Source organism: Streptomyces sp. DSM 41931 (assembly GCF_050271085.1).
GTDB classification, from domain to species: domain Bacteria; phylum Actinomycetota; class Actinomycetes; order Streptomycetales; family Streptomycetaceae; genus Streptomyces; species Streptomyces albogriseolus.
Genome location: NZ_CP189902.1, coordinates 6,120,688 through 6,144,076 on the forward strand (window position 1 = coordinate 6,120,688; position 23,389 = coordinate 6,144,076).

Below are 23,389 nucleotides of genomic sequence, written 5' to 3' on the forward strand. Positions count from 1 at the left end.
ATGCGCTTCCGCCACCCCGACGGCTCCACCGTCCACCTCGCCTACTGCACCAACGTCCACCCCGCCGAGACCCTCGACGGCGTCCTCGCCCAGCTTCGCGACCACTGCGAACCCGTCCGCCGCCGCCTCGGCCGGGACCGGCTCGGCATCGGCCTGTGGCTGGCCAAGGACGCCGCCCGCGCCCTGGTCACCGACCCCGCCGCCCTGCGCGGCCTGCGCTGCGAACTGGAACGGCGGGGCCTGGAGGTCGTCACCCTCAACGGCTTCCCTTACGAGGGCTTCGGCGCCGAGGAGGTCAAGTACCGCGTCTACAAGCCGGACTGGGCCGACCCCGAACGTCTGGAGCACACCGCCGCCCTCGCCCGCGTGCTCGCCGGACTGCTCCCCGACGACGTCACCGAGGGCAGCATCTCCACCCTGCCGCTCGCCTGGCGCACCGCGTACGACGACGCGCGCGCGGAGACCGCCCGCACCGCCCTGCGCACCCTCGCCGAACGCCTCGACGCGCTCGAGGACCTCACCGGCCGCTCCGTCCGCGTCGCCCTCGAACCCGAACCGGGCTGCGTCGTCGAGACCACACGGGACGCCATCGCCCCGCTCACCGCGGTCGGCCACGACCGCATCGGCATCTGCGTCGACACCTGCCACCTCGCCACCTCCTTCGAAGATCCCGACACCGCCCTGGACGACCTCGCCCGGGCCGGCGTCCCCGTCGTCAAGTCCCAGCTGTCCGCCGCCCTGCACGCCGAACAGCCGCACCTCCCCGAGGTCCGCGAGGCCCTGGCCGCCTTCGCCGAACCCCGCTTCCTGCACCAGACCCGCACCTCCCCCGCTCTCGACCCCGCCCGAGCGGGAGGGGCCCCCGTCGCCGCCGGACTGCGCGGCACCGACGACCTCGACGAGGCCCTGGCCGGCGACGCCCTGCCCGACGCGGGACCCTGGCGCTCCCACTTCCACGTCCCGCTGCACGCGGCCCCCGCCGCGCCCCTCACCTCCACCCTCCCCGTCCTCACCTCCGCGCTGACCCGGCTCGTCGGCGGCCCGCACCCGCTCACCCGCCACCTCGAGGTGGAGACCTACACCTGGCAGGCGCTCCCGCCCGAGCTGCGCCCCCGCGGCCGCGCCCAGCTCGCCGACGGCATCGCCGCCGAACTCACCCTGGCCCGCGACCTGCTGACGGACCTCGGCCTGAAGGAACTCCCATGACCGACCCCACCCCCCTGCTCGTCCTGGACGTCGTGGGCCTCACCCCCCGTCTGCTCGACCACATGCCCCACCTCAAGACCCTCGGGCAGTCCGGGTCCCGCGCCCCGCTCGGCACCGTCCTGCCCGCCGTCACCTGCGCCGCCCAGTCCACCTTCCTCACCGGCGCCATGCCCTCCGAGCACGGCATCGTCGGCAACGGCTGGTACTTCCGGGAACTCGGCGACGTCCTGCTGTGGCGGCAGCACAACGGCCTCGTCTCCGGCGACAAGCTCTGGGACGCCGCCCGCCGCGCCCACCCTGGCTACACCGTCGCCAACATCTGCTGGTGGTACGCCATGGGCGCGGACACCGACATCACCGTCACCCCCCGCCCCGTCTACTACGCCGACGGCCGCAAGGAGCCCGACTGCTACACCCGGCCGCCCGCCCTGCACGACGAACTCACCGAGAAGCTCGGCACCTTCCCCCTGTTCCACTTCTGGGGACCCGGCGCCGACCTGGTGTCCAGCCGGTGGATCATCGACGCCACCCGCCACATCATGAGCACCCGCAACCCCGACCTGACCCTCTGCTACCTCCCTCACCTCGACTACGACCTGCAGCGCCACGGCCCCGACGACCCGCGCTCCCTGAAGGCCGCCGCCGACCTGGACGCGGCCCTCGCCCCGCTGCTCGACGACGCCCGCGCCCAGGGACGCACCGTCGTCGCCCTCTCCGAGTACGGCATCACCCGCGTCAGCCGGCCCGTGGACATCAACCGCGCCCTGCGCCGCGCCGGCCTGCTCGAGGTCCACACCCAGGACGGCATGGAGTACCTCGACCCGATGGCCTCCCGCGCCTTCGCCGTCGCCGACCACCAGATCGCCCACGTCTACGTGCGCCGCCCCGAGGACCTCGACGCCACCCGGGAGGCCCTAGACGGACTGCCCGGCATCGAGCAGCTCCTCGACGACGAGGGCAAGAAGGCCCACCACCTCGACCACCCGCGCGCCGGCGAACTCGTCGCCGTCGCCGAACCCGACGCCTGGTTCACGTACTACTACTGGCTCGACGACGACCGCGCGCCCGACTTCGCGCAGCTCGTCGAGATCCACCGCAAACCCGGCTACGACCCGGTCGAGCTGTTCATGGACCCCCACGACCCCTACGTCAAGGTCAAGGCGGCCGGCGCGCTGGCCCGCAAGAAGCTCGGCATGCGCTACCGCATGGCGGTCGTGCCACTCGACGCCTCACCTGTTCGCGGCAGCCACGGCCGCCTCCCCGCGAGCGACGACGACGGTCCGCTCCTCATCTGCTCCACCCCCCGCGCTGTCGGCGACCGTGTCGCGGCCACCGACGTCAAGCAACTCCTGCTCCGGCTCGCCGGACTCGGCTGACACCGCACAGCACCCCGCACGGCCGCCGCGTTCCGACTACCGAGAGTGAAACACACAGCACTGACAACGGCCTCTCCCGCAGCCGCCGGGACCGGCCACGACCGAGAAGGCAGGCACCCGTGACCTCGTACTCCGACCCCTCCCGCCCCACCGGCGCCGACGCCGCCGCGCTCACCGACACCCCGGACGAGGCGCTGCGCCGCAGCCTCGGCGTGGCCCGGCGCCGCTTCCTGAGCACCTGCACCGCCGTGGCGGCCGGCGCCGTCGCCGCCCCCGTCTTCGGCGCCGCCCCGGCCCTGGCCCACGGCAGAGACCACGATCACGGACACGACCACGGCCGCGGCCAGGTGCTCGTCCCGCCGCACAAGCGCGGCATCATCCTCTACACCGTCCGTGACGCCACCGCCCGCGACCCGCTCGCCAGTGACCTGCCCTCGGGCTTCCGCGAGGTGTTCAAGCAGCTCGCCCGGCACGGCTACCGCCAGGTCGAGTTCGCCGGTTACCGCCAGCACGCCAACGCGCCCGGCGGCGACAACCTGGAGACCGTGGAGGGCGCGAAGCTCCTGCGCCGCTGGCTCGACGAGTACGGGCTGCGCGCGCAGGGCAACCACGGCTTCATCCCGCCGTCCTGGCCGCTGACCGCCGCCGACCGGGACACCTTCAAGAAGCACCTGGAGATCGCCAACATCATCGGCATGGACCACATGGGCACCGGCGGCGACCCCACCGGCAGCTCCTACCGCGCCGACTGGGACGTGGCCGCCGACAAGTGGAACGCGCTCGGTGAGATCGCCCGCCGCGAGGGCATCAAGCTCTACACCCACAACCACGACAGCGCGTACGGCTTCCTGCTCGACCGGGGCCCGCTGGACGACCAGGGCCGGCCGACCCGCAGCTCCGGCATCCGGAAGCTGGAGTACTTCCTGAAGATCACCGACCCGAAGCTGGTGTGGCTGGAGATGGACATCTTCTGGGCGCACGTCGCCCAGTACAAGTTCCACACCTACACCGCCCCCGACGGCTCCACCCGCAGGAACGTGTTCGACCCGGCGGGCCTGGTCACCCGGTACAACAAGCGCTACCCGCTGTTCCACGCCAAGGACGGCGTCGTCGACACCGCCAACGGCATGGGCTGGGACATGGTGCCGTTCGGCACCGGCGACATCGACTACACGACGTTCTTCTCCCGCGTCGGGCTGAGCAACTACCGCAACCCGATGGTGGAGGACGACAACTCCCCGAGCGCCACCGACCCCGCGCAGTCGCTGCGCGAGGCCAAGATCAGCTACGACAACATGGCGGCCCTGCGCAGGCGCCGCCGCTGACCGCGTGACGACGGACCGGGCGGCCCTTCCCCCTCGGGAAGGGCCGCCCGGTCCGTGCCGTGCGGGACGTTTCCCGTCACCCCTCCCCGAGCGGACGCGGGTTGGGCGTCACCTTCTTGCTCCTCGGGCGTCCCGGCGGGGTCAGGAACAGCGCGACGACCCCGGCGAACAGCGAGATGCCGCCCGCGAGACCGAAGGCGCCGTTGTAGCCCCACGCGGCCACGACCATGGACCCCATGCCCGCGCCGAGACCGGAGACCAGCTTGGAGCTGTACACCATCCCGTAGTTGGTGGCGTTGTTGTTCTCCCCGAAGTAGTCCGCCGTCAGCGCCGCGAACATCGGGAAGATGGCGCCGCCGCCGAAGCCGGAGACGGCCGAGAAGAACAGGAACAGCGGCAGGTTCTTGATCTCCGCCGACCAGATGATGCCGAACTGGGCCAGGCCCAGGATCACGCACACGTACAGCAGGCACCGCTTGCGACCGTACAGGTCGGACAGCCAGCCGATCACGCCCCGGCCGGTGCCGTTGACGATCGCCTTCAGCGACATCGCGGTGGCCACGATGCCGGCCGCGAAGCCCGCTTCCTCGCCGATGTCGACCTGGAAGGCGATGCCGAAGATGTTCACGCCCGAGGTGCAGGCGAGACAGAACCACATCAGCGCCACCCGGCCGGTCCGCCACGCCTCCATCGGGGAGTACTGCTTCACGGCGGGCGGGTTCTTCTCGAGCGAACGCCGGGCGCGCGGGTCGTCCGGCGGGTTCAGCGGGTCGACCGAGTCCGGCCACCAGTTCTTCGGCGGGTCCCGGAAGTAGAAGCCGGCGACGGCCACCACCGCGGCGAGGAAGACACCGGAGGCGACCAGCACCCAGCGGAAGTTGGAGCCGTCCATGTAGCCGTGGAAGATGAAGACGAACGGCACCGAACCGTACGCGAAACCGCCGTTGACGAAGCCGGTCTTGCCGCCCCTGCGCTCCGGGTACCACTTGCCGACCATGTTGACGCAGGTCGCGTACACCATGCCCGCGCCCATGCCGCTGAACACACCGAACCCGATGAAAGCCAGGGCGACATGCGGCGCGAAGGCCAGGGAAAGATAGCCGAGCAGCGTGCCGGCCGAGCCGAGCATCATCGCCCACCGCGCGGGCAGCTTGCCGTTCTCCCGCAGCCGCCCCGCCGGGAAGGCCACCGCGGCCTGGCAGAACACCCAGGCGGTCATCATCCAGTAGATGCTGCCGCTGGACCAGCTGTGGGCCTCGTGGAGCGTGTCCTCCGCGGACGCGAACGCGTACTCGGCGGAGGAGATGCCCATCATGCCGACCCAGGGCAGGATCACCATCCACTTGCGTGAGCGGCCCATGATGTCGACGTCGGTCTCACCGACGCGGTAGACCCGCCCGTTCCTGTCGGTCACCTCCCGGTAGGGGACGACCCGTGTGACATCCGTGGTTGTCATGGAAAATGCACCCCTTGCGTCGAAAGAACTGGCCAGCGCCCCCTGTCCCGTGCCTTTCGTGCGCGCCCCGGTCCGGTCACCTCATGAGCCGCCCCCCATCAGCCCGGCGGCCCGGGCCCAGCGGTACTTGGCGCCGAGGACGGCCACCGGCCGCTCGGTCGTGTACGGGTAGGCCACGACGCCGTGCTCGAAGAGGTACTGGCACGCCTCCTCGACCTCCACGTCCCCGGCGAGCGAGGCCACCACCGGCTTGGAGATCCCCCGCTCGCGGAACTCCGCCACCACACGCGCGGTGAGTTCGGCGAACACCATGGGCGGCGTGACGATCGTGTGCCAGTAGCCCAGCACCAGCGCGTGGATGCGCGGATCCTCAAGACCCAGCCGGATCGTCGCCTCGTACGTCGACGGGGGCTCGCCGCCGGTGATGTCCACCGGGTTGCCGGCCGCCCCGAACGGCGGGATGAACTCCCGGAAGGCGGCGTCCAGATCGGGCGGGATCTCCATCAGGGACAGTCCGTTGTCCGTCACCGCGTCCGACAGCAGCACCCCGCTGCCGCCCGCACCCGTGATGATCACGACGTTGTCGCCCTGCGGCGCGGGCAGCACGGGCAGCGCCCGCGCGTACTCCAGCATGTCCTTCAGCCCCGGCGCGCGGATCACGCCGGCCTGCCGCAGGATGTCGTCGTACACGGCGTCGTCGCCCGCGAGCGCCCCGGTGTGCGAGCCCGCCGCCTTGGCGCCCGCCGCCGTGCGGCCCGCCTTCAGCACCACCACCGGCTTCTTCGGCACCGTCGCCCGCGCGGCCTCGACGAACGCGCGCCCGTCCTTGAGGTCCTCCAGGTGCATCGCGATGCACTCCGTGTGCGGGTCCTCCCCGAACCAGGTCAGCAGGTCGTCCTCGTCCAGGTCCGACTTGTTGCCGAGCCCCACGATCGCCGACACACCCGTCCTCGTGGTCCGCGCGAAGCCCAGGATCGCCATGCCGATGCCGCCCGACTGGCTGGTCAGCGCCACCCCGCCCTTGACGTCGTACGGCGTGCAGAACGTGGCGCACAGGTCCTGCCAGGTGGAGTAGTAGCCGTAGATGTTGGGTCCCAGCAGCCGTATGCCGTGCCGCTCGGCGATCGCCACGATCTCCGCCTGGAGTGCGTGCTCACCGGTCTCCGCGAACCCGGACGGGATGAGGACCGCGTTGGGGATCCGCTTGCGCCCCACCTCCTCCAGCGCCGAGGCCACGAACCGGGCGGGGATGGCGAACACTGCCACGTCCACCTCGCCGGGCACGTCGGTGACGCTCCGGTACGCCTTGCGGCCCAGGATGTCGTCGGCCTTGGGGTTCACCGGGTGGATGTCCCCGGCGAACCCGCCGTCGACGAGGTTGCGCATCACCGAGTTGCCGATCTTCCCGGCTTCGCTGGACGCGCCGATCACCGCCACCGACCGCGGCTGCATCAGCCGCCGCATGGAGGCGAGGATCTCCTCCCGCGAGTACCGGCGGCGCTCCTTCGGCGTCTGCGTGGACAGGATCACCCGGATGTCGGCGGCGACCGCCCCGTCCGGCGTCGCGATCACCGGGTTGAGGTCCACCTCGGCGATCTCCGGGAAGTCCGTGACCAGTTCGGACACCCGCCGGATCTGCTCGGCGACCGCCCAGCGGTCCACGCCCTGCCGGCCGCGTACCCCGGTCAGGATCTCCGCCGACCGGATCGAGTCCAGCATCGACAGCGCCTCGTCGGCGTCCACCGGCGCCAGCCGGAACGTGACGTCCTTCAGCACCTCGACGAGCACCCCGCCGAGCCCGAACGCCACCACCTTCCCGAACGTCGGGTCGGTGACCGCGCCGACGATGACCTCCTGCCCCTGCGGCAGCAGCTCCTGCACCTGCACGCCCTCGATGCGCGCCTGTGGGGCGTACGCCCGCGCGTTCTCCACGATCCGGCAGAACGCCGCCCGCACGTCCGCCGCGCCCTCCACCCCGACGACCACACCGCCGGCGTCGGTCTTGTGCAGGATGTCCGGCGACACGATCTTCATCACCACGGGCCCGCCCAGCCGTGCCGCGCACGCCACGGCCTCGTCGACGTCCCGCGCCAGCTCCTCCCCGGGTACGGCGATGCCGTACGCGTCGGCGATCACCTTGCCCTCGGGCGCCGTCAGCGCGGTCCGCCCCTCGGCGCGCACCGCGTCCAGCAGCGCCCGCACCGTCGACGCCCGGTCCTCGGCCATCACCTCAGATCACCCCGTTCGACTTGAGCAGGCGCAACTCCTCGTCGCCGAGGCCGAGTTCGCCGACGTAGACCTCTTCGTTGTGCTCGCCGAGCAGCGGGGAGGCGACCACCTCCACGGGGGAGTCGGACAGCTTCAGCGGGCTGCCGACGGTGACGAACTCTCCGCGCTCGGGGTGCGGGACGGTGACCACCATCCCGTTGGCGACCAGCGAGCCGTCCTCGATGATCTCCTTGGTCGACAGGATCGGCCCGCACGGGATGTTGTGCGCGTTGAGCCTGTCCAGCACCTCCCACTTGGGCAGCGTCGAGGACCACTCCTCGATCAGCTGGAACATCTTGTTCAGCTTCGGCAGCCGTGCCTCCGGAGTGGCCCACTCGGGGTCGTCCGCCAGCTCCGGCCGGCCGATCAGCTCACTGACCGGCTTCCAGCCGACGGGCTGCACGATGACGTACACGTAGTCGTTCGGGCCGCCCGGGGCGCACTTGACGGCCCAGCCGGGCTGCCCGCCGCCGGAGGCGTTGCCGGAGCGGGGGACCTCGTCGCCGAAGTCCTCGTTGGGGTACTCGGCGAGCGGGCCGTGCGCCAGGCGCTGCTGGTCGCGCAGCTTCACCCGGCACAGGTTGAGCACCGCGTGCTGCATCGCGACGTTCACCCGCTGCCCGCGCCCGGTGCGCTCCCGCTGGAACAGCGCGGCGAGGATGCCGGCCACCGCGTGCACACCCGTGCCCGAGTCGCCGATCTGCGCGCCCGTCGCGAGCGGCGGCCCGTCCTCGAAGCCGGTGGTCGACATCGAGCCGCCCATCGCCTGCGCGACGACCTCGTACGCCTTGAAGCTGGTGTACGGGCCCTCGCCGAAGCCCTTGATGGAGGCGTAGACGATCCGCGGGTTGATCTCCTTGATGCGGTCCCAGGTGAACCCCATCCGGTCGATGGCGCCCGGCCCGAAGTTCTCGACCATGACGTCCGAGCGCCGGATCAGCTCGGTGAGGATCTCCTTGCCGCGCTCGGTCTTGGTGTTCAGGGTGATGCTCCGCTTGTTGCAGTTGAGCATCGTGAAGTAGAGGGAGTCGACGTCCGGCAGGTCGCGCAGCTGCCTGCGCGTGATGTCACCGGTGGGCGCCTCCAGCTTGACGACGTCCGCGCCGAGCCAGGCCAGCAGCTGGGTCGCGGAGGGGCCCGACTGGACGTGGGTCATGTCCAGGACGCGGATGCCCTCGAGTGCCTTCGCGGTCATGGGCGTACACCTCACTTGTACATGGTCTGGTTCATGGTTCCGGGGGCGTACGCGTCCGGGTCCACCCAGACGTTGATCAGCGACGGCTTGCCCGACTCGCGGGCGCGGCGCAGCGCGGGGGCGATGCCGGCGGGGTCGCGGACCTCCTCGCCGTACCCGCCGAGCATCCGCGCGAACTCGTCGTAGCGGACGTCCCCGAGGGTGTTGCCGACCCGCTCGCGGTCCTTGCCGTACTTGGCGGCCTGGCCGTAACGGATCTGGTTCATCGAGGAGTTGTTGCCGACGATGCCGACGAACGGCAGGTCGTAGCGGACCAGCGTCTCGAAGTCCCAGCCGGTGAGGGAGAACGCGCCGTCGCCGAACAGCGCGACGACCTCCTTGTCGGGCCGCGCCTGCTTCGCGGCCAGCACGAACGGCACCCCCACGCCGAGCGTCCCGAGCGGCCCCGGGTCCATCCAGTGGCCGGGCGACTTGGGCTGCACGACCTGCCCGGAGAAGGTGACGATGTCGCCGCCGTCGCCGATGTAGATCGAGTCCTCGGTGAGGAAGTCGTTGATCTCGCTCACCAACCGGTACGGGTGGATGGGGGAGGCGTCCGAGCGCAGCTGCGGCAGACGCTTCTCCAGGGCGGTCCGCTCGGCCGCGCGCAGCTCGTCCAGCCACTCCTTCCGCTGGGACGCGCCGCCGTTGACCCGCCCGGAGGCCGCCTCGGTCACCGCCTTCAGCACCAGCCCTGCGTCCCCGACGATGCCGAGGTCGATGTCGCGGTTCTTGCCGACCGTGCGGTAGTCGAGGTCGATCTGCACGACCGTCGCGGCGGGGGAGAGCCGCTTGCCGTAGCCCATCCGGAAGTCGAACGGCGTGCCGACGACGACGATGACGTCGGCGCCCGAGAATGCGTACCGCCGCGACAGCTGGAAGTGGTGCGGGTCCCCGGGCGGCAGGGTGCCGCGGCCCGCGCCGTTCATGTAGGCGGGGACGTTGAGGGTGCGGACCAGTTCGACGGCGGCCTCGGTGGCGCGGGTCGTCCACACCTGGCTGCCGAGCAGGACGGCCGGCCTCTCGGCGTGCACCAGCAGGTCGGCCAGTCTCTCGACCGCCTCGGGGTCGCCGGGGGAGCGGGTCGAGGCGCGGTAGGCGCCCGCCTTCGGGACCCGAGCCCTGTCCGCGGGCACCTTGGCGTCCAGCACGTCGCGTGGGATCTCCAGGAAGGAGGGGCCGGGCGCTCCGTGGTAGCACTCGCGGAAGGCCATCGACACCATGTCCGCCGCGCGCGCCGTGTCCGGCACGGTCGCCGCGAACTTGGTGACGGGGTTCATCATGTCGACGTGCGGCAGGTCCTGGAGCGACCCCATCTTGTGCTGGGTCAGGGCCCCTTGGCCGCCGATCAGTAGCATGGGCGACTCCGCGCGGAAGGCGTTGGCGACCCCGGTGACGGCGTCGGTGGTGCCCGGCCCGGCCGTGACCACCGCACAGCCGGGCTTGCCCGTGATGCGCGCGTAGCCGTCGGCGGCGTGGGCGGCGACCTGCTCGTGCCGTACGTCGACGACCTCGATGCCCTCGTCGACGCAACCGTCGTAGATGTCGATGATGTGGCCGCCGCACAGCGTGTAGATGCGGTCGACGCCCTCGGCCTTGAGGGCCTTGGCGACGAGATGACCGCCGGAGATGACGTCCTGGGTGTCGTCGGGCATGGCGAAGTCCTTGTCCCTTTCCTTAGGGGATGGGGAACGCGGGATGGGGAACGCTCTCGCGGTACATTGCATACAGTCGACGAATACTGTATGAACCTTGTTATCCCGCATCCGATGGGTGGTGTCCAGGGGGTGCGCGGCACTTTTCGGTCGCCGGTCCCCGGCCCTCACCGGACCTTCCGGCGACTTCGCAGACAGGAGCCGAGATGGACCTGTACGAACACCAGGCAAGGGAACTCTTCGCAGACCACGGCATCGTGGTGCCGCGGGCCGAGGTCACCGGCTCGCCCAAGCAGGCCCGCGAGATCGCCCGCCGGCTCGGCGGCCGCGTGGTCGTCAAGGCCCAGGTCAGGACCGGCGGACGCGGCAAGGCGGGCGGCGTCAAGCTCGCCGCCGACCCGGCCGCCGCCGAACTCACCGCCCGCCAGATCCTCGGCATGGACATCAAGGGCCACACCGTCCACACGGTGATGCTGGCCCGACCCGTCGACATCCAGAGCGAGTTCTACGTCTCCTACGTCCTCGACCGCGCCGCCGGCCGCTTCCTCGCCATCGCCTCCGCCGAAGGGGGCATGGAGATCGAGGAGGTCGCCGCCACCCGCCCCGAGGCCGTCGCACGCGTCCCCGTCGACCCCGCCGAGGGCGTCACCCCCGCGGTCGCCGCCCGCATCGCCGACGCGGCGGGCCTGCCCGCCCGCACCGTCGACGTCCTGGTCCGCCTCTGGGACGTCCTGGTCCACGAGGACGCCCTCCTCGTCGAGGTCAACCCGCTCGTAAGCACCCGCGACGAGATCATGGCGCTCGACGGCAAGGTCACCCTCGACGACAACGCCCGCTTCCGCCACGCCCGTCGGGGCGACGAGGCCGACGCGGGCCACGACCCGCTGGAAGCGGCCGCGGCCGCCAAGGGCCTCCACTATGTGAAGCTCGACGGCGAGGTGGGCGTGATCGGCAACGGCGCCGGACTCGTCATGTCCACCCTCGACGTGGTCGCCGGCTGCGGCGCCCGCCCCGCCAACTTCCTCGACATCGGCGGCGGCGCCTCCGCCCAGGTCATGGCCGACGGACTGTCCGTCGTCCTCTCCGACCCGGCGGTGAAGTCCGTCCTCGTCAACGTCTTCGGCGGCATCACCGCCTGCGACGCGGTCGCCGACGGCATCGTCCGCGCCCTCGGCACCGTACGGCTCACCAAGCCGCTCGTCGTGCGCCTCGACGGCAACAACGCCGAGCGCGGACGGGCCCTCCTCGACGAGCGCGCCCACCCGCTCGTCGAACAGGTCACCACGATGGACGGCGCCGCGAGCCGGGCCGCCCACCTCGCCACCACACCCTGAGGAGACCGGACGGCATGGCGATCCACCTCACCAAGGAGAGCAAGATCCTCGTCCAGGGCATGACCGGCGGCGAGGGCATGAAGCACACCCGGCGGATGCTCGCCGCCGGCACGGACGTCGTCGGCGGCGTCAACCCGCGCAAGGCGGGCCGCACCGTGGACTTCGACGACCGGCCGGTCCCCGTCTTCGGCTCCGTCGCCGAGGGCGTCGACGCGACGGGCGCCGACGTCACCGTGGTCTTCGTGCCGCCGGCCTTCACCAAGGCCGCGGTGACCGAGGCCGCCGACGCCGGCATCGGCCTCGCCGTGGTCATCACCGAGGGCGTCCCCGTCCACGACTCCGTCGCCTTCCTCGCCCACGCCCGCCGGCGCGGCACCCGCGTCATCGGCCCCAACTGCCCCGGCCTGATCAGCCCCGGCCAGTCGGTCGCGGGCATCATCCCCGCCGACATCACCAAGCCCGGCCGCATCGGCCTGGTCTCCAAGTCCGGCACCCTCACCTACCAGCTGATGTACGAGCTGCGCGACATCGGCTTCTCCACCTGCGTCGGCATCGGCGGCGACCCCGTCGTCGGCACCACCCACATCGACTGCCTCGCCGCCTTCCAGGACGACCCCGACACCGACCTGATCGTCCTCATCGGCGAGATCGGCGGCGACGCGGAGGAACGCGCCGCCGCCTACATCCGCGACCACGTCACCAAGCCCGTCGTCGGCTACATCGCCGGCTTCACCGCACCCGAGGGACGCACCATGGGCCACGCCGGCGCCATCGTCTCCGGCTCCTCCGGCACGGCCCGGGCCAAGCAGCAGGCCCTGGAGGCGGCCGGCGTGCGGGTCGGGCGCACCCCCACGGAGACGGCCCGGCAGGTGCTGGCCGCCCTGGACGCCGGCGCCTGACCGCCGCGCCCCCCTGTCCTCTCGACCGTGCACCGAGAGCGGAGCGAACCGTATGCCACCCACCCTCACCCTCAAGTCCGGCACCGCCTGGGCCGACGCCTGGCAGCGCTGCCTGACCGCCGCCCCGGAGGCCTTCCGCGACGACCGCGTCCTCAACCTCTGGAACACCGCCTGGCAGGCCGACGGCCGTGCCCTGCCTGCCGTGAGCCCCGTCGACGGCACCCCCGTCGCGGGCCCGCCCCGCCTGGACCGGGCCACCGCCCGGCACGCCGTACGCGCGGCCCTGGACCAGCACCGCGCCTGGCGCCACGTCCCGCTCCCGGAACGCCGGGCCCGCGTGGCCGCCACCCTCGACGCCCTGGCCGAGCACCGCGATCTGCTCGCCCTCCTGCTCGTCTGGGAGATCGGCAAGCCCTGGCGGCTCGCCCGCGCCGACGTCGACCGGGCCGTCGACGGCGTGCGCTGGTACGCCGACGGCATCGACACCATGCTGGAGGGCCGCGCCCCGCTCGACGGGCCCGTCTCCAACATCGCCAGCTGGAACTACCCGATGAGCGTGCTGGTCCACGCCCTGCTGGTGCAGGCGCTGGCCGGCAACGCGGTCGTCGCCAAGACCCCGACCGACGGCGGCGTCGCCTGCCTCACCCTGGCCACGGCGCTCGCCGCCCGCGAGGGCATCCCGGTGACCCTGGTCAGCGGCAGCGGGGGCGAGCTGTCCGAGGCGCTGGTGCGGGCGCCGGAGATCGGCTGCGTCTCCTTCGTCGGCGGCCGCGACACCGGCGCCGCGGTCGCCACCGCAGTCGCCGACCTGGGCAAACGCCACATCCTCGAACAGGAGGGGCTGAACACCTGGGGCGTCTGGAACTTCTCCGACTGGGACACCCTGGGCGCGACGATCCCGAAACTCTTCGACTACGGCAAGCAGCGCTGCACGGCCTACCCGCGTTTCGTCGTCCAGCGCGGCCTCTTCGACGCGTTCCTCGCCGCCTACCTCCCCGCGGTCCGCACCCTGCGGACCGGCCACCCCCTCGCCGTCGAGCACCCGGACGACCCCTACCCGGCGCTCGACTTCGGCCCCGTGATCAACGCGGCCAAGGCGAAGGAACTGGACGACCAGGTCACCGAGGCCATCGACCGCGGCGCCGTCCCGCTGCACCGCGGCGCACCGGCCGACGCCCGCTTCCTGCCCGGCCAGGACACATCGGCGTACGTCCAGCCGGTCACGCTGCTCCATCCGCCCCGCTCGTCCCCGCTGCACCACGCGGAACCGTTCGGCCCGGTCGACACGATCGTCCTGGTCGACACGGAGGCGGAGCTGCTGGCCGCCATGAACGCGTCCAACGGCGCCCTGGTGGCCACCCTCTCCACGGACGAACGCGCCACCTTCGACCGGCTCGCCCCGCACATCCGCGCCTTCAAGACCGGCCACGGGGTGCCGCGCTCCCGCGGCGACCGGGACGAGCTGTTCGGCGGCTTCGGCGCGTCCTGGCGCGGCGCCTTCGTCGGCGGCGAGCTCCTCGTCCGCGCGGTCACCCGGGGCCCGGCGGGGGAGAGGCTGCCGGGGAACTTCCCGGACCACCGGCTGACGCCCTGACCGGGTGCCCGGGCCGTGTGCGGTACCTCCCCGGGACGACGGAAACGCAGGTGAAAGGCACTCCGAAACCTTGGTATGGTTGTCCATGTCGCCACGGGGGATCACCCCGCACGCGACAGACACCTTGTCCGGGTGGCGGAATGGCAGACGCGCTAGCTTGAGGTGCTAGTGCCCTTTATCGGGCGTGGGGGTTCAAGTCCCCCCTCGGACACTTGCTCCCTTCGAGGGCCTCGACCGGACGGTCGGGGCCCTCGAGGCGTTCCCGGGAGCGCCGCGCCCGCGGGGCCGGACACCGGACAGAACAGGGCGGAGCCCCGAGGACCGACGGGATCCTCGGGGCTCCGCCCTGTTCCGGGACGATCTGTTCCCGTACGACGCCTACCGTGCCTGCGCGCCGAATCGCGTGCCGACGTTGGGCAGACCGCCCGTGCCGGGCTTGTAGGCGGTCACCGGGGCGACGGCGCCGCCGACGACGGTGTTGGACATGGGCAGGGCGTACAGAGCGCCGAGGCCGGGCCCGTACGGCATGCCCACGTACAGGTGGGTGCCCGTGTAGTGGATGTTGCGGCCCAGGTACTGGTTGGCGCCGGGAGGGCCGGGGATGCCGTCGCCGTCACCGGCCTCGATCCACCTGTCGTTGGCGCCGGCCGCGGCGACCAGGGAGAACGTGTGGACGGCTCCCGCGTTGTCGGTGGTGCCGAGGGCCTCACCGGGGACGCCGACGGCGAGGCGCATGGTGGCCGCGGTGGAGACGGCGCGCGGGTCGGTGTTCACGGCGGTCAGGCTCTCGCCCATCCGGTCGCCGGCCTCGGCGGTGCCGGAGACGTCGTCGTCGGCGGGGCCCTGCCACAGCTGGCGGGTCTCCTGCCAGGCGCCGGCGGCGGTGACGCGGCCGACGACCACACGGCCGGCAGCCGCGTTGGCGGAGGTTCCGATGGCCATGGCCTCACCGGGCGAACCGATCGCGAGAATCGACTCGTTGGCCGTCGCGGCCCCGGAAGGCCGGTAGTCGGTCAGGGTCAGCGCGTAGCCGAACTCGTCGCCGGCTTCGGCACCCCCGGAGACGCTGTCGAGGTCCTGGTCGAGGCCGAACAGCGGCTTGGGGTGGCCTTCGGCGTGGAGGGTGTGGGAGAAGACGGCCAGGTTGCCGGCCCCGTCGTCACCGCCGATGTTCTCGTTCGGTGCGCCGACGGCGATGTGGTTGGCGTCGGCCGCCACGGCCGCGCCGAAGCCGTCGTTGGCCTCGACGGCACCGGGCACGTCGGTCGTGTCCTGGTGGACGGCGACATTGGTGCCGCCGCGCAGGTAGAAGGCCATACCGCTCTTGGCCTTCCCGTTCACGGTCTCACCGGGCACACCGATCACCAGATAGGGCTCGCCCGCGGCGGTGGTGCCCGCGGCGACGGCGTCGCCCATCCGTTCACCGGCCCCGGGGGCCGAGGCCTTGATCGCACCGGTGCCCGCGCCCTGTTCGAGGTGGGTGTTCTTCAGGGGCCCGGCGCCCAGGCCGCCGGCGGCGCCGTAGAGCACGTCGACGAAACCCGCGTCGGCGACGCTGCCGACGTCCTCCAGGGTGCTGCCGACGACGAGGTCGGTGTAGCCGTCCTCGTTGTAGTCGACGGTGTCCAACGCGTCACCGAACCAGTCACCCTGCTCGGCCGCGCCGGCCACCCAGTCGAGGTCCTGGTTGATCTCGGCGGTACCCTTGCCGCCGCCGTACACGATCCGCACGAGACCCGCATTGGTCTTGCCCCCGACCGTCGCCGCCGGGTCGGCGATGGCGATGTCCTCGATCCCGTCGCCGTTGAAGTCGGTGATGCGGGGGGCGCGGACCTTGGAGCTCACCCAGGAGGCCAGGTCGTCCACCCGGGAGATCACGCCACCGGTGCCGGTCTGCGCGGCGTCCGTGCCGTAGCAACCGCCCTGGTGCGACTGGCTGCTGAGGCCCACCAGCGTGCCCGCGACGACGACCGGGCCTCCGGCGTCGCCCATGCAGGCGGCCGCGCCGTTCACGCCGGTCACGTTCGCGGAGGTGGCGGCGACCGAGTCGACGCTGTACGTCCCCGTGTGCAGACGGAGCGGGGCCCACTCGTCGGCGGTACGGCCGTACCCGGCGAACTTCACTTCCTGGCCGGCCGTGGGCGCGGTGGTCGCGAGGGCGGCGGGCGCCACGTCGGTGACCGGCCGGTTCAGCCGGGCCAGGACCACGTCACGGTCCGTGCGCGGCACGAGCTCGACGACACGGCGTTCGGCGCCCTGGGAGTTGGAGAGGTTGCTGCGTCCGACGACGGCGGTGATCGCCTTCGCCGGGGCGCCGGGAGTGACCGCGAGCGAGACGGCCGGGTCGGCGGCGAAGCAACTGGCGGCCGTGAGCAGCCATTCGGCGTCCACGAGGACCGCGGAACAGCCGCGGTCGTGCGGGCCGACGATGAGCTGGGCGGTGTAGGCGTAGGTGGTGTCCGCGTCGGCGACCGGGGTGCCGCCGGTGACGGCGGCCGCGGGCACCGCGGACAACGCGAGCGACCCGGTGGCCAGGACGGCGCCGAGCGCGGCGACGCGGGAGAGTCTGCTGGGATGCATGGGAGTGGTTACCTCAATCACAAGGCTGAGCAACATGGTCGGGGGAGCGGATCCGGGCGGTGGGCGCCCCGGACTCGGCTACCTGACCGTCCGGATCTCCACGAGCATGTGGTCGCGGCCCTGCGGGTCCGCGGACTCGCCCACCGGGGTCCAGGCGTTCTTGCGGACCTCGACGGTCTTCTCCTCGGTGCCGACGGTCATGTCGACGGTGGTGGCGTAGTCGTTGCCCTTGATGGAGTAGACGGCGGGGACCTCCAGGGTCAGCCAGCCCTCGTCGCCGACGGTGTCGAAGCAGATGTTGTCTTCGCTGATCCGGGTCGAGATCTCGATCTGACCGGTGCCGACCGCGCAGTCGGCCAGGGTGATGTGGCCGTCGCCGCGCTTCAGGACAATGTTCTTTTCAGCCAGAATCTCATCGGCAAACGGGTAGTTGAAATCCTCAACGGCATAGCCGGGAGCGTCGTCCACGACAAGTTCCGGGGACGCCCCCTGGGCGGACGACTCAGGGAGACCGGTGGTTACCGCGAGGATCGCGAGAGTGCCGGCCGCCGCAGCGCCGAGAATCCTCGCCGCAAGCCGATTTCTGCGCTTCCGCAGGGTCATTGTGCTGTTTCTCCTCATCGCTTCCTCAGTTTGAAACGCATCACAGGCATGGGAAACAGACCCCGCATTCAAAGGGGTGCGTCTCTGTCTTGAAATGGCTCATCCGCCGCCGGGCGTGGGTGGGTTGACGGATGGTCAGCTCCGTGAACCTCGTCAAGTCAACACGAAGTGAGGGGATGATCCAGCACCTCATTTGTGAAGATTCTGTGAGCGACGCACTGTGATTGGGCTGAATTGTCCGGACAGTGGTGAATAAATCTTCGCATTGCGGTCGAGTTCAACGGACGGAAAATAACTCGGCCTAAGATTCGGCGAGTTGCTAAGGTCGGCGGAATCCAGTGACAACTATCCGCCGTATTCCGTGGCCAGCCCGGCTCGCAGGATCGCTGCGCGCCTCATCCAGCTTTCGCGAGGAATTCCCCATGCAGACAATGTTCTGGAGCAGACGCCGCGTGCTCGGCGCGCTCGCGGCCGCGACCGCCGTCGCCGCCACCCCCTCGGTCCTGCGGCCGGCCACCGCCGCGGCCGCCGAGGGCGCCGCGCCCGAGCCGGTGCCGCTGCCGGACACCGACCGGGCCAAGGTCGTCCGCGCGTGGCTGACCGGTGGCAGGGGGGTCAAGGCCGCAGCGGCCACAGCCCTCTACGGCTCGGACACCGACATCTCGACCTTCCTCGCCGAGACGCTGCCGAAGCAGACCGTGCAGGACAACCGGGTCGCGATCATCAGCAGCCTGGACCGCGCGGGCAAGGGCCTGCGCCGTGAGGCCGTCGCCGCCCTGGAGGCCGGCGACGAAGCGATCGCCGCGTTCCTGACCAACGGTTTCCGGCCCGCCATGCGGGAGGACTTCAAGGTCGCCACCAACATCGTCGCGTCCACCGGCGGCAGGGGCGTGAATCGGGAGGCCAGTGCCGCCCTGGACGCCGGCACCGAAGCGGCGCTCGTCACCTTCCTCACCGACAAGCAGTACGACGCGCGGCTGGAGGACACCCGGGTACAGGTCAGCACCATGCTGGTGACCGGTGGTCCGGAGGTGCAGAAGTACGCGGACCGCGCGCTGAGCGGTACCGCGGCCGACATCGAGTGGTTCATCGAGACCGGTCAGCACATCGCCCGTGCCCGTGACCAGGAGGCGGCGACCATCGAGGAACTGGTCGCCGTCGTCGAGCGTGAGGGCAAGCGCGCCGAGAAGGAGACCAATCTGGCGGTGGAGGCAGGGGCCCGCGCCGAGACCGCCGCCGCCAAGGCCAAGGAGGCCGCCGAGAAGGCCGCCGCCGAGGCCTCCGCCGCCCAGAACGACGTGCAGAGGGCAGGGGCGGCGGCCCGCAAGGCGGCGAGCGCGGCGAAGGGCGCGGCGGACGCCGCCCGCAACGCCATCAACGCCTCCAACGCGGCGGTGCAGGCGTCCCGCCGTGCTTCCTGGGCGGCCGCGGGTGCCGCGCAGGCGGCCTCGAAGGCGGGCAGCGCCGCGACCGCCGCCTACAACGCCGCGATAGCCGCGTCCAAGGACGCGAAGAAGACGGAGGACGCCAGGATCGCGGCGGTCGCCGCCAAGAACGCCGCCGCCAAGGCCCGCACCGCCGCCGCCGCGGCCGACAAGGCCGCCATCGCCGGCGAGGCGGCCAGCTCGGCCGGCGCCTCCGCCGCGTCCGCCGCCCGCAACTCGGCCGCGGCCGCCGCGGCCGCCGCCCAGGCCGCGGTGTCGGCCGGAGTCGCCAAGGCGGAGGCCGACGAGGCCAAGCGCCAGGCCGCCATCGCCAACAGCGCCGCCAACCGTGCCACCAACGCCGCCTCGTCCGCCCAGGCGTTGGCGAGCGCCGCGGCCAAGGCGGCCCGCACCGCGCGGGACGCAGCGAACTCCGCCGCGGCGCACGCGGACAAGGCCGCCGCCGCCGCCGAGGAGGCCGTCCTCAACGCGGGCAAGGCCATCGACTACGCCAACAAGTCGACCGCTCACGCCGACGCGGCCGTGAAGGCCGCCAACATCGCCTCCCAGGCGGTCGCCGACGCCATCGAGGTGGAGAAGAACGCCCGCGCCGCCGAGGCGCAGACGCTGGAGCAGGACAAGCAGCAGGCCATCGAGGAGGCCCAGCAGCTCGCCGCCATCGAGGTGACCGAGCTGTCCGACGTCCGCGACAAGCGGCTCATGGCCGAGCGCACCGCCCAGGACACCCTGGACACCATCGCGAACGCCGAACAGGCCCTGTACTCGGGCGACATGGCGTTGGCCGCCACTCTGGGCCGCAAGGCCGCGGTCGCCCTGATCGACTCCCGCGGGTCCCACACCCGGCAGGCCGCCCAGCACGCCCTCGCCGGTTCCGACGACGACGTCTACGCCTGGATCGACCTCGACCGGGCCCTCGCCCAGGAGCAGGACGACCGCGAGACCACCCTCCACGTGGCGGCGATCGCCGGCCCGAAGGTCGCCGCCGCCGCCGCTGCCGCGCTTGAGAGTAACGAGTCCAAGGCCGTCGGCGACTTCCTCACCATCGGCATGAAGCGGGCATCCAACGAGGATCTGCGCGTCGCCATCAACAAGATCCTCGCCGAGGGCGCGGGCAGGGCCGTCACCGAGGCCGCCAACAAGGCGCTGGACGAGAACACCACCGAGTCGCTCAACTACTTCTTCGACGAGGCCTACCCGCGGGCGCAGAAGCAGGACGACAAGGTCCGGGCCAACCAGCTCATCACCACCGCTGGCCCCTACACCAAGGCGTACGCGGAGGTCGCGCTCGAGGGACCGGCGTGGATGCTGCGCAACTTCATCACCGTCATCCAGTACCGCACGGCCCAGCTCGACCACGACACCGCCACCCACGTGGCCGCGATCCGCGGGGCCATCTCCGCCGCCGCGAAGATCGCGGAGAAGGCCCAGGAGAACGCGGCCCTCGCCTCGAAGGCCGCCGCCGACGCACGAAAGGCCGCCGCCGAGGCCCAGCAGTGGGCGCAGAAGGCACTCGACTCCGCGGCCAAGGCCGAGGACTACGCCCAGCAGGCCCGGGACCACGCCGCGGCTGCCGACAAGTCGGCCGCCGCCGCCCAGGCCTCCGCCAACACCGCCAAGGCCGCCGCCGCCACGGCCCGCAGCGCCGCCCGGTCGGCCAACTACTCGGCCAACAAGGCCGTGGACTCGGCCCGTTCCGCCATCGCCTCCTCCGCCGCGGCCCAGCGCTCCGCCGCCGCGGCCCGAGCCGCCGAACTCGCCGCCTCCGCCGACGCGAAGGCCGCCGCCACCGCGTACGCCCAGGCCAAGAAGATCGCCGCCGACAAGAAGCGGGCCGAGGAGATCGCCAAGGCCAAGGAACTCGCCCGCAAGGCCGAGGAGCAGCGGGCGAACAAGGAGAACCCGGCCGACAACAACAAGAACGACCAGGTCAACCCGCACGGCACCGGGGACGGCGACTCCGACGAGTGGTGGAACGACGCCCAGTTCTACGCGGACGCCGCCAACGTGGTCAGCATCGGCGCCGGGTTCCTCGCCGCGGGCTGCGGCCTCGCCGCCATCGTGTTCCCGCCGGCCCTCGCCGCGGCCGGCTTCTTCGCCGGAGTCTCCGCGGGCGCGGGCGCCCTCGGCACCCTCTTCACCGGCATCGAGCACGGCTTCACCAGCGGCGCCTTCTGGGAGTCCGCCGTCGGCACCGGCCTGAGCCTGGTCACGTTCGGCGCCTACAAGTGGGTGGGCGCGGCCGACAAGGCGCTCGGTGGCGCTCTCGTCAAGCCCGTCGTGGGCAAGATCACGGAGGTCGGCGAAGACCTGGTGTCGCCCATCACCAAGGGGCTCAGCAAGCTCTACGACCTGGCGGCCTGATCTCTCTTCGCTCTCCAGGGGGCGCCGCGACCAGGCGGCGCCCCCTTCCTCCCCTTCACGGAAAGTCCTGCTCCCATGCATGGCATACGCCGTGGGCACGCCACAAGAAGACGTGCCCGCTCGACGGTCCTGACCGTCCTCACCGCCCTGACCCTCGTCCTCCCCACGGCTGCGACGAGCCAGGCGGCCGAGCCGCCCGCGACGGCGAAGGCCGCTCCCGCCGCCGAGTCCCCGGCGCCCGGCGCGAAGAGCAACAGGACCAGCGCGTTCGCGGCCGACTCCGGTGAGGAGTGCACCGCCACCGCGCCGGGCTCCAAGGAGCGCCGCGCCGGTGCCGTCGAGTCCTGTGTGACGGTCACCCCCGCCCCCGTCACCGCCCCCGCGAAGACGAACACCCGCACCGGTCTCGCCTCCACCGCCGCGGACGCCCCCACCGGCACCTGCGAGATCACCAGCCCCGGCACCTACAGCTACGGGCGCTTCTCGTACTGCGTGACCGGCATCCACGTCACCTACATCCTCCGCGACACCAACGGCATCGAACTCGGCCGTGGCGTCCTGCAGGTCTCCACCAGCGCCACCCTGTCCGCGCAGGCCACGACCTGGAGCGAGCAGGTCGACGTCACCATGATCAGCGGCAGCCCCGCGGTGCCGGCCCTCGACGCCAAGTTCCGCGCCTCCTGCACGACCGGCTGCAGGGCCACCACGACAGCCCCCTGGTACAAGAGCGACATCGTCGTCGGCGGGACCCTGAGCGGAGCCGTCAAGTACAGCTCGTCCCCGGCGGCGGGTACCGCCCTGTCGTTCACCACCGGATACAAGATGTACGTGAAGTCCCCGAACGCGGACACCACCCCCGTGGACCCGAACGCCTCGTGGGACAACCCGCGCACCATCCGCTGCGACCACGCGGTCGGGGGCAGCTCGGTGGCGGGCTGCGCGGTCCCGTCGGTCCTGCCCGAGCTGTCGATGAAGGCGACGGCTTCGGACGCGGGCGGCGCCGTCGCCTCCTACGCGTGGGCCCAGAAGAACCTCAGCGGAGCCTGGGGGAAGAAGGGCAGCCCGCTGACCCGGTCGACGAGCGGCGTGGCCAACCGGACCGCCGCCACCTGCGGCGGCTTCACGGCCGAGCCGGAACTCGTCGACGCCGACTCCTGCGCCGACTTCCCCTTCGGGGAGGCGAAGGAGGGCGGTGCCCCGGGCGACAAGTGCGTCCAGGTGATCCCCAACCTCGGCAACGGCGAATGGGACACCTACGTCCTGAACGACGCCCACGTCCTGGACCCGGCCTCACCGTGCGTGCAGGCCCATGTCACGCCCGCTGAGAAGCAGTTCGCCGACGCCCAGCTCGCGGACGGTTTCAAGGACCAGCGGGTGATTGACGCCGACCAGTTCGAGCTGACGTTCTCGTTGCCGGACACCGGCCCGCATGCCGACTGCCTGAACGACCCGACGCCGGGCGACTCGCTGCCCAACGGCGACGGCTGGTTCTCCCTGGCCAAAGAGCCGGTTCCCCTTGTCAACAAGAGTGACCCGGCGGGCGGCAGCGGATTCAGGACGACCCGGGCGCTGGCATGCATCGGGCTCAACATCAAGGAGGGGACCGATACCAGCAACCCCGTCACCGGTATGAAGGACGCGGTGGAGTATGCGAAGGCGAACAATCTCCCCTACGACCAGGCCCGGTGTCATCTCGTCCCGAAGGTCCTCGGCGGGAAGGGTACGAGCAAGCGCACCCGGTTCAACCTCGTCCCTTGCTGGCAGGTCGGGATGAACACGGGCTCGCCCAGCATGCGGACCTACGAAAAGATGGCGGAGGACCTGGTCAAGGGCAACGATCCCCGTCGGGTTCTCGGAACGAGCGACGCGATCTTCTACCAGGTGACTCCCGTCTACAAGGACGCCAACAGCACCATCCCGGTGGGCGTCACGATGAGCGCTACCATCCAGCGGGCGAACGGGCCGACCGAGGAACTGTTCCCCAGCGTCTACGTCACCAACACCTATGCGAACACCGGGTTGTACAACCTCGGTAACTGACCCCCACTCAGTT

At 71.6% G+C, this 23,389-nt stretch carries 14 protein-coding genes and 1 tRNA gene; 9 read left to right on the forward strand and 6 right to left on the reverse strand.

All coding sequences use genetic code 11. The features are described 5' to 3' along the window. The 3 genes from eboE to ACP7TJ_RS28060 all read left to right on the forward strand — a co-directional run bounded on the left by eboE (nt 1) and on the right by ACP7TJ_RS28060 (nt 3,907). Nucleotides 1-1,206: a metabolite traffic protein EboE gene (gene eboE / locus ACP7TJ_RS28050; protein WP_427766242.1), complete on the forward strand. Its 1,206-nt coding sequence runs from the start codon at nt 1-3 to the stop codon at nt 1,204-1,206. Next, complete coding sequence (locus ACP7TJ_RS28055; RefSeq protein WP_266402402.1) at nt 1,203-2,582, forward strand: nucleotide pyrophosphatase/phosphodiesterase family protein; 1,380 nt, start codon at nt 1,203-1,205, stop codon at nt 2,580-2,582. The genes eboE and ACP7TJ_RS28055 overlap by 4 nt, the downstream gene beginning before the upstream one ends. Before the next feature lie 119 nt (nt 2,583-2,701). Then, nucleotides 2,702-3,907 (forward strand): sugar phosphate isomerase/epimerase family protein, encoded by a 1,206-nt coding sequence (locus ACP7TJ_RS28060; protein ID WP_387790164.1) that lies wholly within the window; start codon nt 2,702-2,704, stop codon nt 3,905-3,907. A 76-nt stretch (nt 3,908-3,983) separates the two neighbouring features. Here ACP7TJ_RS28060 and ACP7TJ_RS28065 read toward each other — a convergent pair whose 3' ends face one another. The 4 genes from ACP7TJ_RS28065 to ACP7TJ_RS28080 all read right to left on the reverse strand — a co-directional run bounded on the left by ACP7TJ_RS28065 (nt 3,984) and on the right by ACP7TJ_RS28080 (nt 10,520). Next, nucleotides 3,984-5,363, reverse strand: a complete 1,380-nt coding sequence (locus ACP7TJ_RS28065) for an OFA family MFS transporter (RefSeq protein ID WP_093765894.1) — start codon at nt 5,361-5,363, stop codon at nt 3,984-3,986. Between the two features lie 81 nt (nt 5,364-5,444). Further along, nucleotides 5,445-7,589 carry an acetate--CoA ligase family protein gene (locus tag ACP7TJ_RS28070; protein WP_427766247.1) on the reverse strand — a complete coding sequence of 715 codons (2,145 nt, stop codon included), beginning with the start codon at nt 7,587-7,589 and terminating at the stop codon, nt 5,445-5,447. A 4-nt stretch (nt 7,590-7,593) separates the two neighbouring features. Continuing rightward, nucleotides 7,594-8,826: a formyl-CoA transferase gene (frc, locus tag ACP7TJ_RS28075; protein ID WP_093765893.1), complete on the reverse strand. Its 1,233-nt coding sequence runs from the start codon at nt 8,824-8,826 to the stop codon at nt 7,594-7,596. Nucleotides 8,827-8,837: 11 nt separating this feature from the next. After that, the gene (locus ACP7TJ_RS28080; protein ID WP_167742129.1) at nt 8,838-10,520 is read right to left on the reverse strand and encodes a thiamine pyrophosphate-binding protein; all 1,683 of its coding nucleotides are present in this window, start codon (nt 10,518-10,520) and stop codon (nt 8,838-8,840) included. Between the two features lie 206 nt (nt 10,521-10,726). Here ACP7TJ_RS28080 and sucC point away from each other — a divergent pair, with 206 nt between their 5' ends. From sucC to ACP7TJ_RS28100, 4 genes are all read left to right on the forward strand, one after another. Then, entirely contained in the window at nt 10,727-11,854 is a 1,128-nt protein-coding gene (sucC, locus tag ACP7TJ_RS28085) for an ADP-forming succinate--CoA ligase subunit beta (protein WP_427766252.1), read from the forward strand. Between the two features lie 14 nt (nt 11,855-11,868). Continuing rightward, nucleotides 11,869-12,753 carry a succinate--CoA ligase subunit alpha gene (sucD, locus tag ACP7TJ_RS28090; RefSeq protein WP_093765890.1) on the forward strand — a complete coding sequence of 295 codons (885 nt, stop codon included), beginning with the start codon at nt 11,869-11,871 and terminating at the stop codon, nt 12,751-12,753. 52 nt (nt 12,754-12,805) lie between these two features. Then, the gene (locus ACP7TJ_RS28095; RefSeq protein WP_266402418.1) at nt 12,806-14,347 is read left to right on the forward strand and encodes an aldehyde dehydrogenase family protein; all 1,542 of its coding nucleotides are present in this window, start codon (nt 12,806-12,808) and stop codon (nt 14,345-14,347) included. Between the two features lie 126 nt (nt 14,348-14,473). After that, nucleotides 14,474-14,558, forward strand: a tRNA-Leu gene (locus tag ACP7TJ_RS28100). Between the two features lie 167 nt (nt 14,559-14,725). On the opposite strand, the gene ACP7TJ_RS28105 is transcribed toward ACP7TJ_RS28100, so the two are convergent. After that, nucleotides 14,726-16,927 carry a trypsin-like serine protease gene (locus ACP7TJ_RS28105; protein WP_427766257.1) on the reverse strand — a complete coding sequence of 734 codons (2,202 nt, stop codon included), beginning with the start codon at nt 16,925-16,927 and terminating at the stop codon, nt 14,726-14,728. Nucleotides 16,928-17,005: 78 nt separating this feature from the next. Next, nucleotides 17,006-17,530, reverse strand: coding sequence for a hypothetical protein (locus ACP7TJ_RS28110; protein WP_189912395.1), 525 nt, complete (start codon nt 17,528-17,530; stop codon nt 17,006-17,008). A 422-nt stretch (nt 17,531-17,952) separates the two neighbouring features. Between ACP7TJ_RS28110 and ACP7TJ_RS28115 the strand changes: the two genes are divergently transcribed. Together ACP7TJ_RS28115 and ACP7TJ_RS28120 are read left to right on the forward strand one after the other, a co-directional pair. Beyond that, the gene (locus tag ACP7TJ_RS28115; RefSeq protein ID WP_189912394.1) at nt 17,953-21,336 is read left to right on the forward strand and encodes an ALF repeat-containing protein; all 3,384 of its coding nucleotides are present in this window, start codon (nt 17,953-17,955) and stop codon (nt 21,334-21,336) included. A gap of 75 nt (nt 21,337-21,411) precedes the next feature. Then, nucleotides 21,412-23,376, forward strand: a complete 1,965-nt coding sequence (locus ACP7TJ_RS28120; protein WP_427766261.1) for a DNA/RNA non-specific endonuclease — start codon at nt 21,412-21,414, stop codon at nt 23,374-23,376. Nucleotides 23,377-23,389: the final 13 nt, after the last annotated feature.

Bases quoted from the DNA above. Each gene is read 5' to 3' on its own strand.
- frc (WP_093765893.1), bottom strand. From the start codon at position 8,826: ATGACCGCGAAGGCACTCGAGGGCATCCGCGTCCTGGACATGACCCAC.
- ACP7TJ_RS28070 (WP_427766247.1), bottom strand. From the start codon at position 7,589: ATGGCCGAGGACCGGGCGTCGACGGTGCGGGCGCTGCTGGACGCGGTG.
- ACP7TJ_RS28110 (WP_189912395.1), bottom strand. From the start codon at position 17,530: ATGACCCTGCGGAAGCGCAGAAATCGGCTTGCGGCGAGGATTCTCGGC.
- sucD (WP_093765890.1), top strand. From the start codon at position 11,869: ATGGCGATCCACCTCACCAAGGAGAGCAAGATCCTCGTCCAGGGCATG.
- eboE (WP_427766242.1), top strand. From the start codon at position 1: ATGCGCTTCCGCCACCCCGACGGCTCCACCGTCCACCTCGCCTACTGC.
- ACP7TJ_RS28105 (WP_427766257.1), bottom strand. From the start codon at position 16,927: ATGCATCCCAGCAGACTCTCCCGCGTCGCCGCGCTCGGCGCCGTCCTG.
- ACP7TJ_RS28120 (WP_427766261.1), top strand. From the start codon at position 21,412: ATGCATGGCATACGCCGTGGGCACGCCACAAGAAGACGTGCCCGCTCG.
- ACP7TJ_RS28065 (WP_093765894.1), bottom strand. From the start codon at position 5,363: ATGACAACCACGGATGTCACACGGGTCGTCCCCTACCGGGAGGTGACC.
- sucC (WP_427766252.1), top strand. From the start codon at position 10,727: ATGGACCTGTACGAACACCAGGCAAGGGAACTCTTCGCAGACCACGGC.
- ACP7TJ_RS28055 (WP_266402402.1), top strand. From the start codon at position 1,203: ATGACCGACCCCACCCCCCTGCTCGTCCTGGACGTCGTGGGCCTCACC.
- ACP7TJ_RS28080 (WP_167742129.1), bottom strand. From the start codon at position 10,520: ATGCCCGACGACACCCAGGACGTCATCTCCGGCGGTCATCTCGTCGCC.
- ACP7TJ_RS28115 (WP_189912394.1), top strand. From the start codon at position 17,953: ATGCAGACAATGTTCTGGAGCAGACGCCGCGTGCTCGGCGCGCTCGCG.
- ACP7TJ_RS28095 (WP_266402418.1), top strand. From the start codon at position 12,806: ATGCCACCCACCCTCACCCTCAAGTCCGGCACCGCCTGGGCCGACGCC.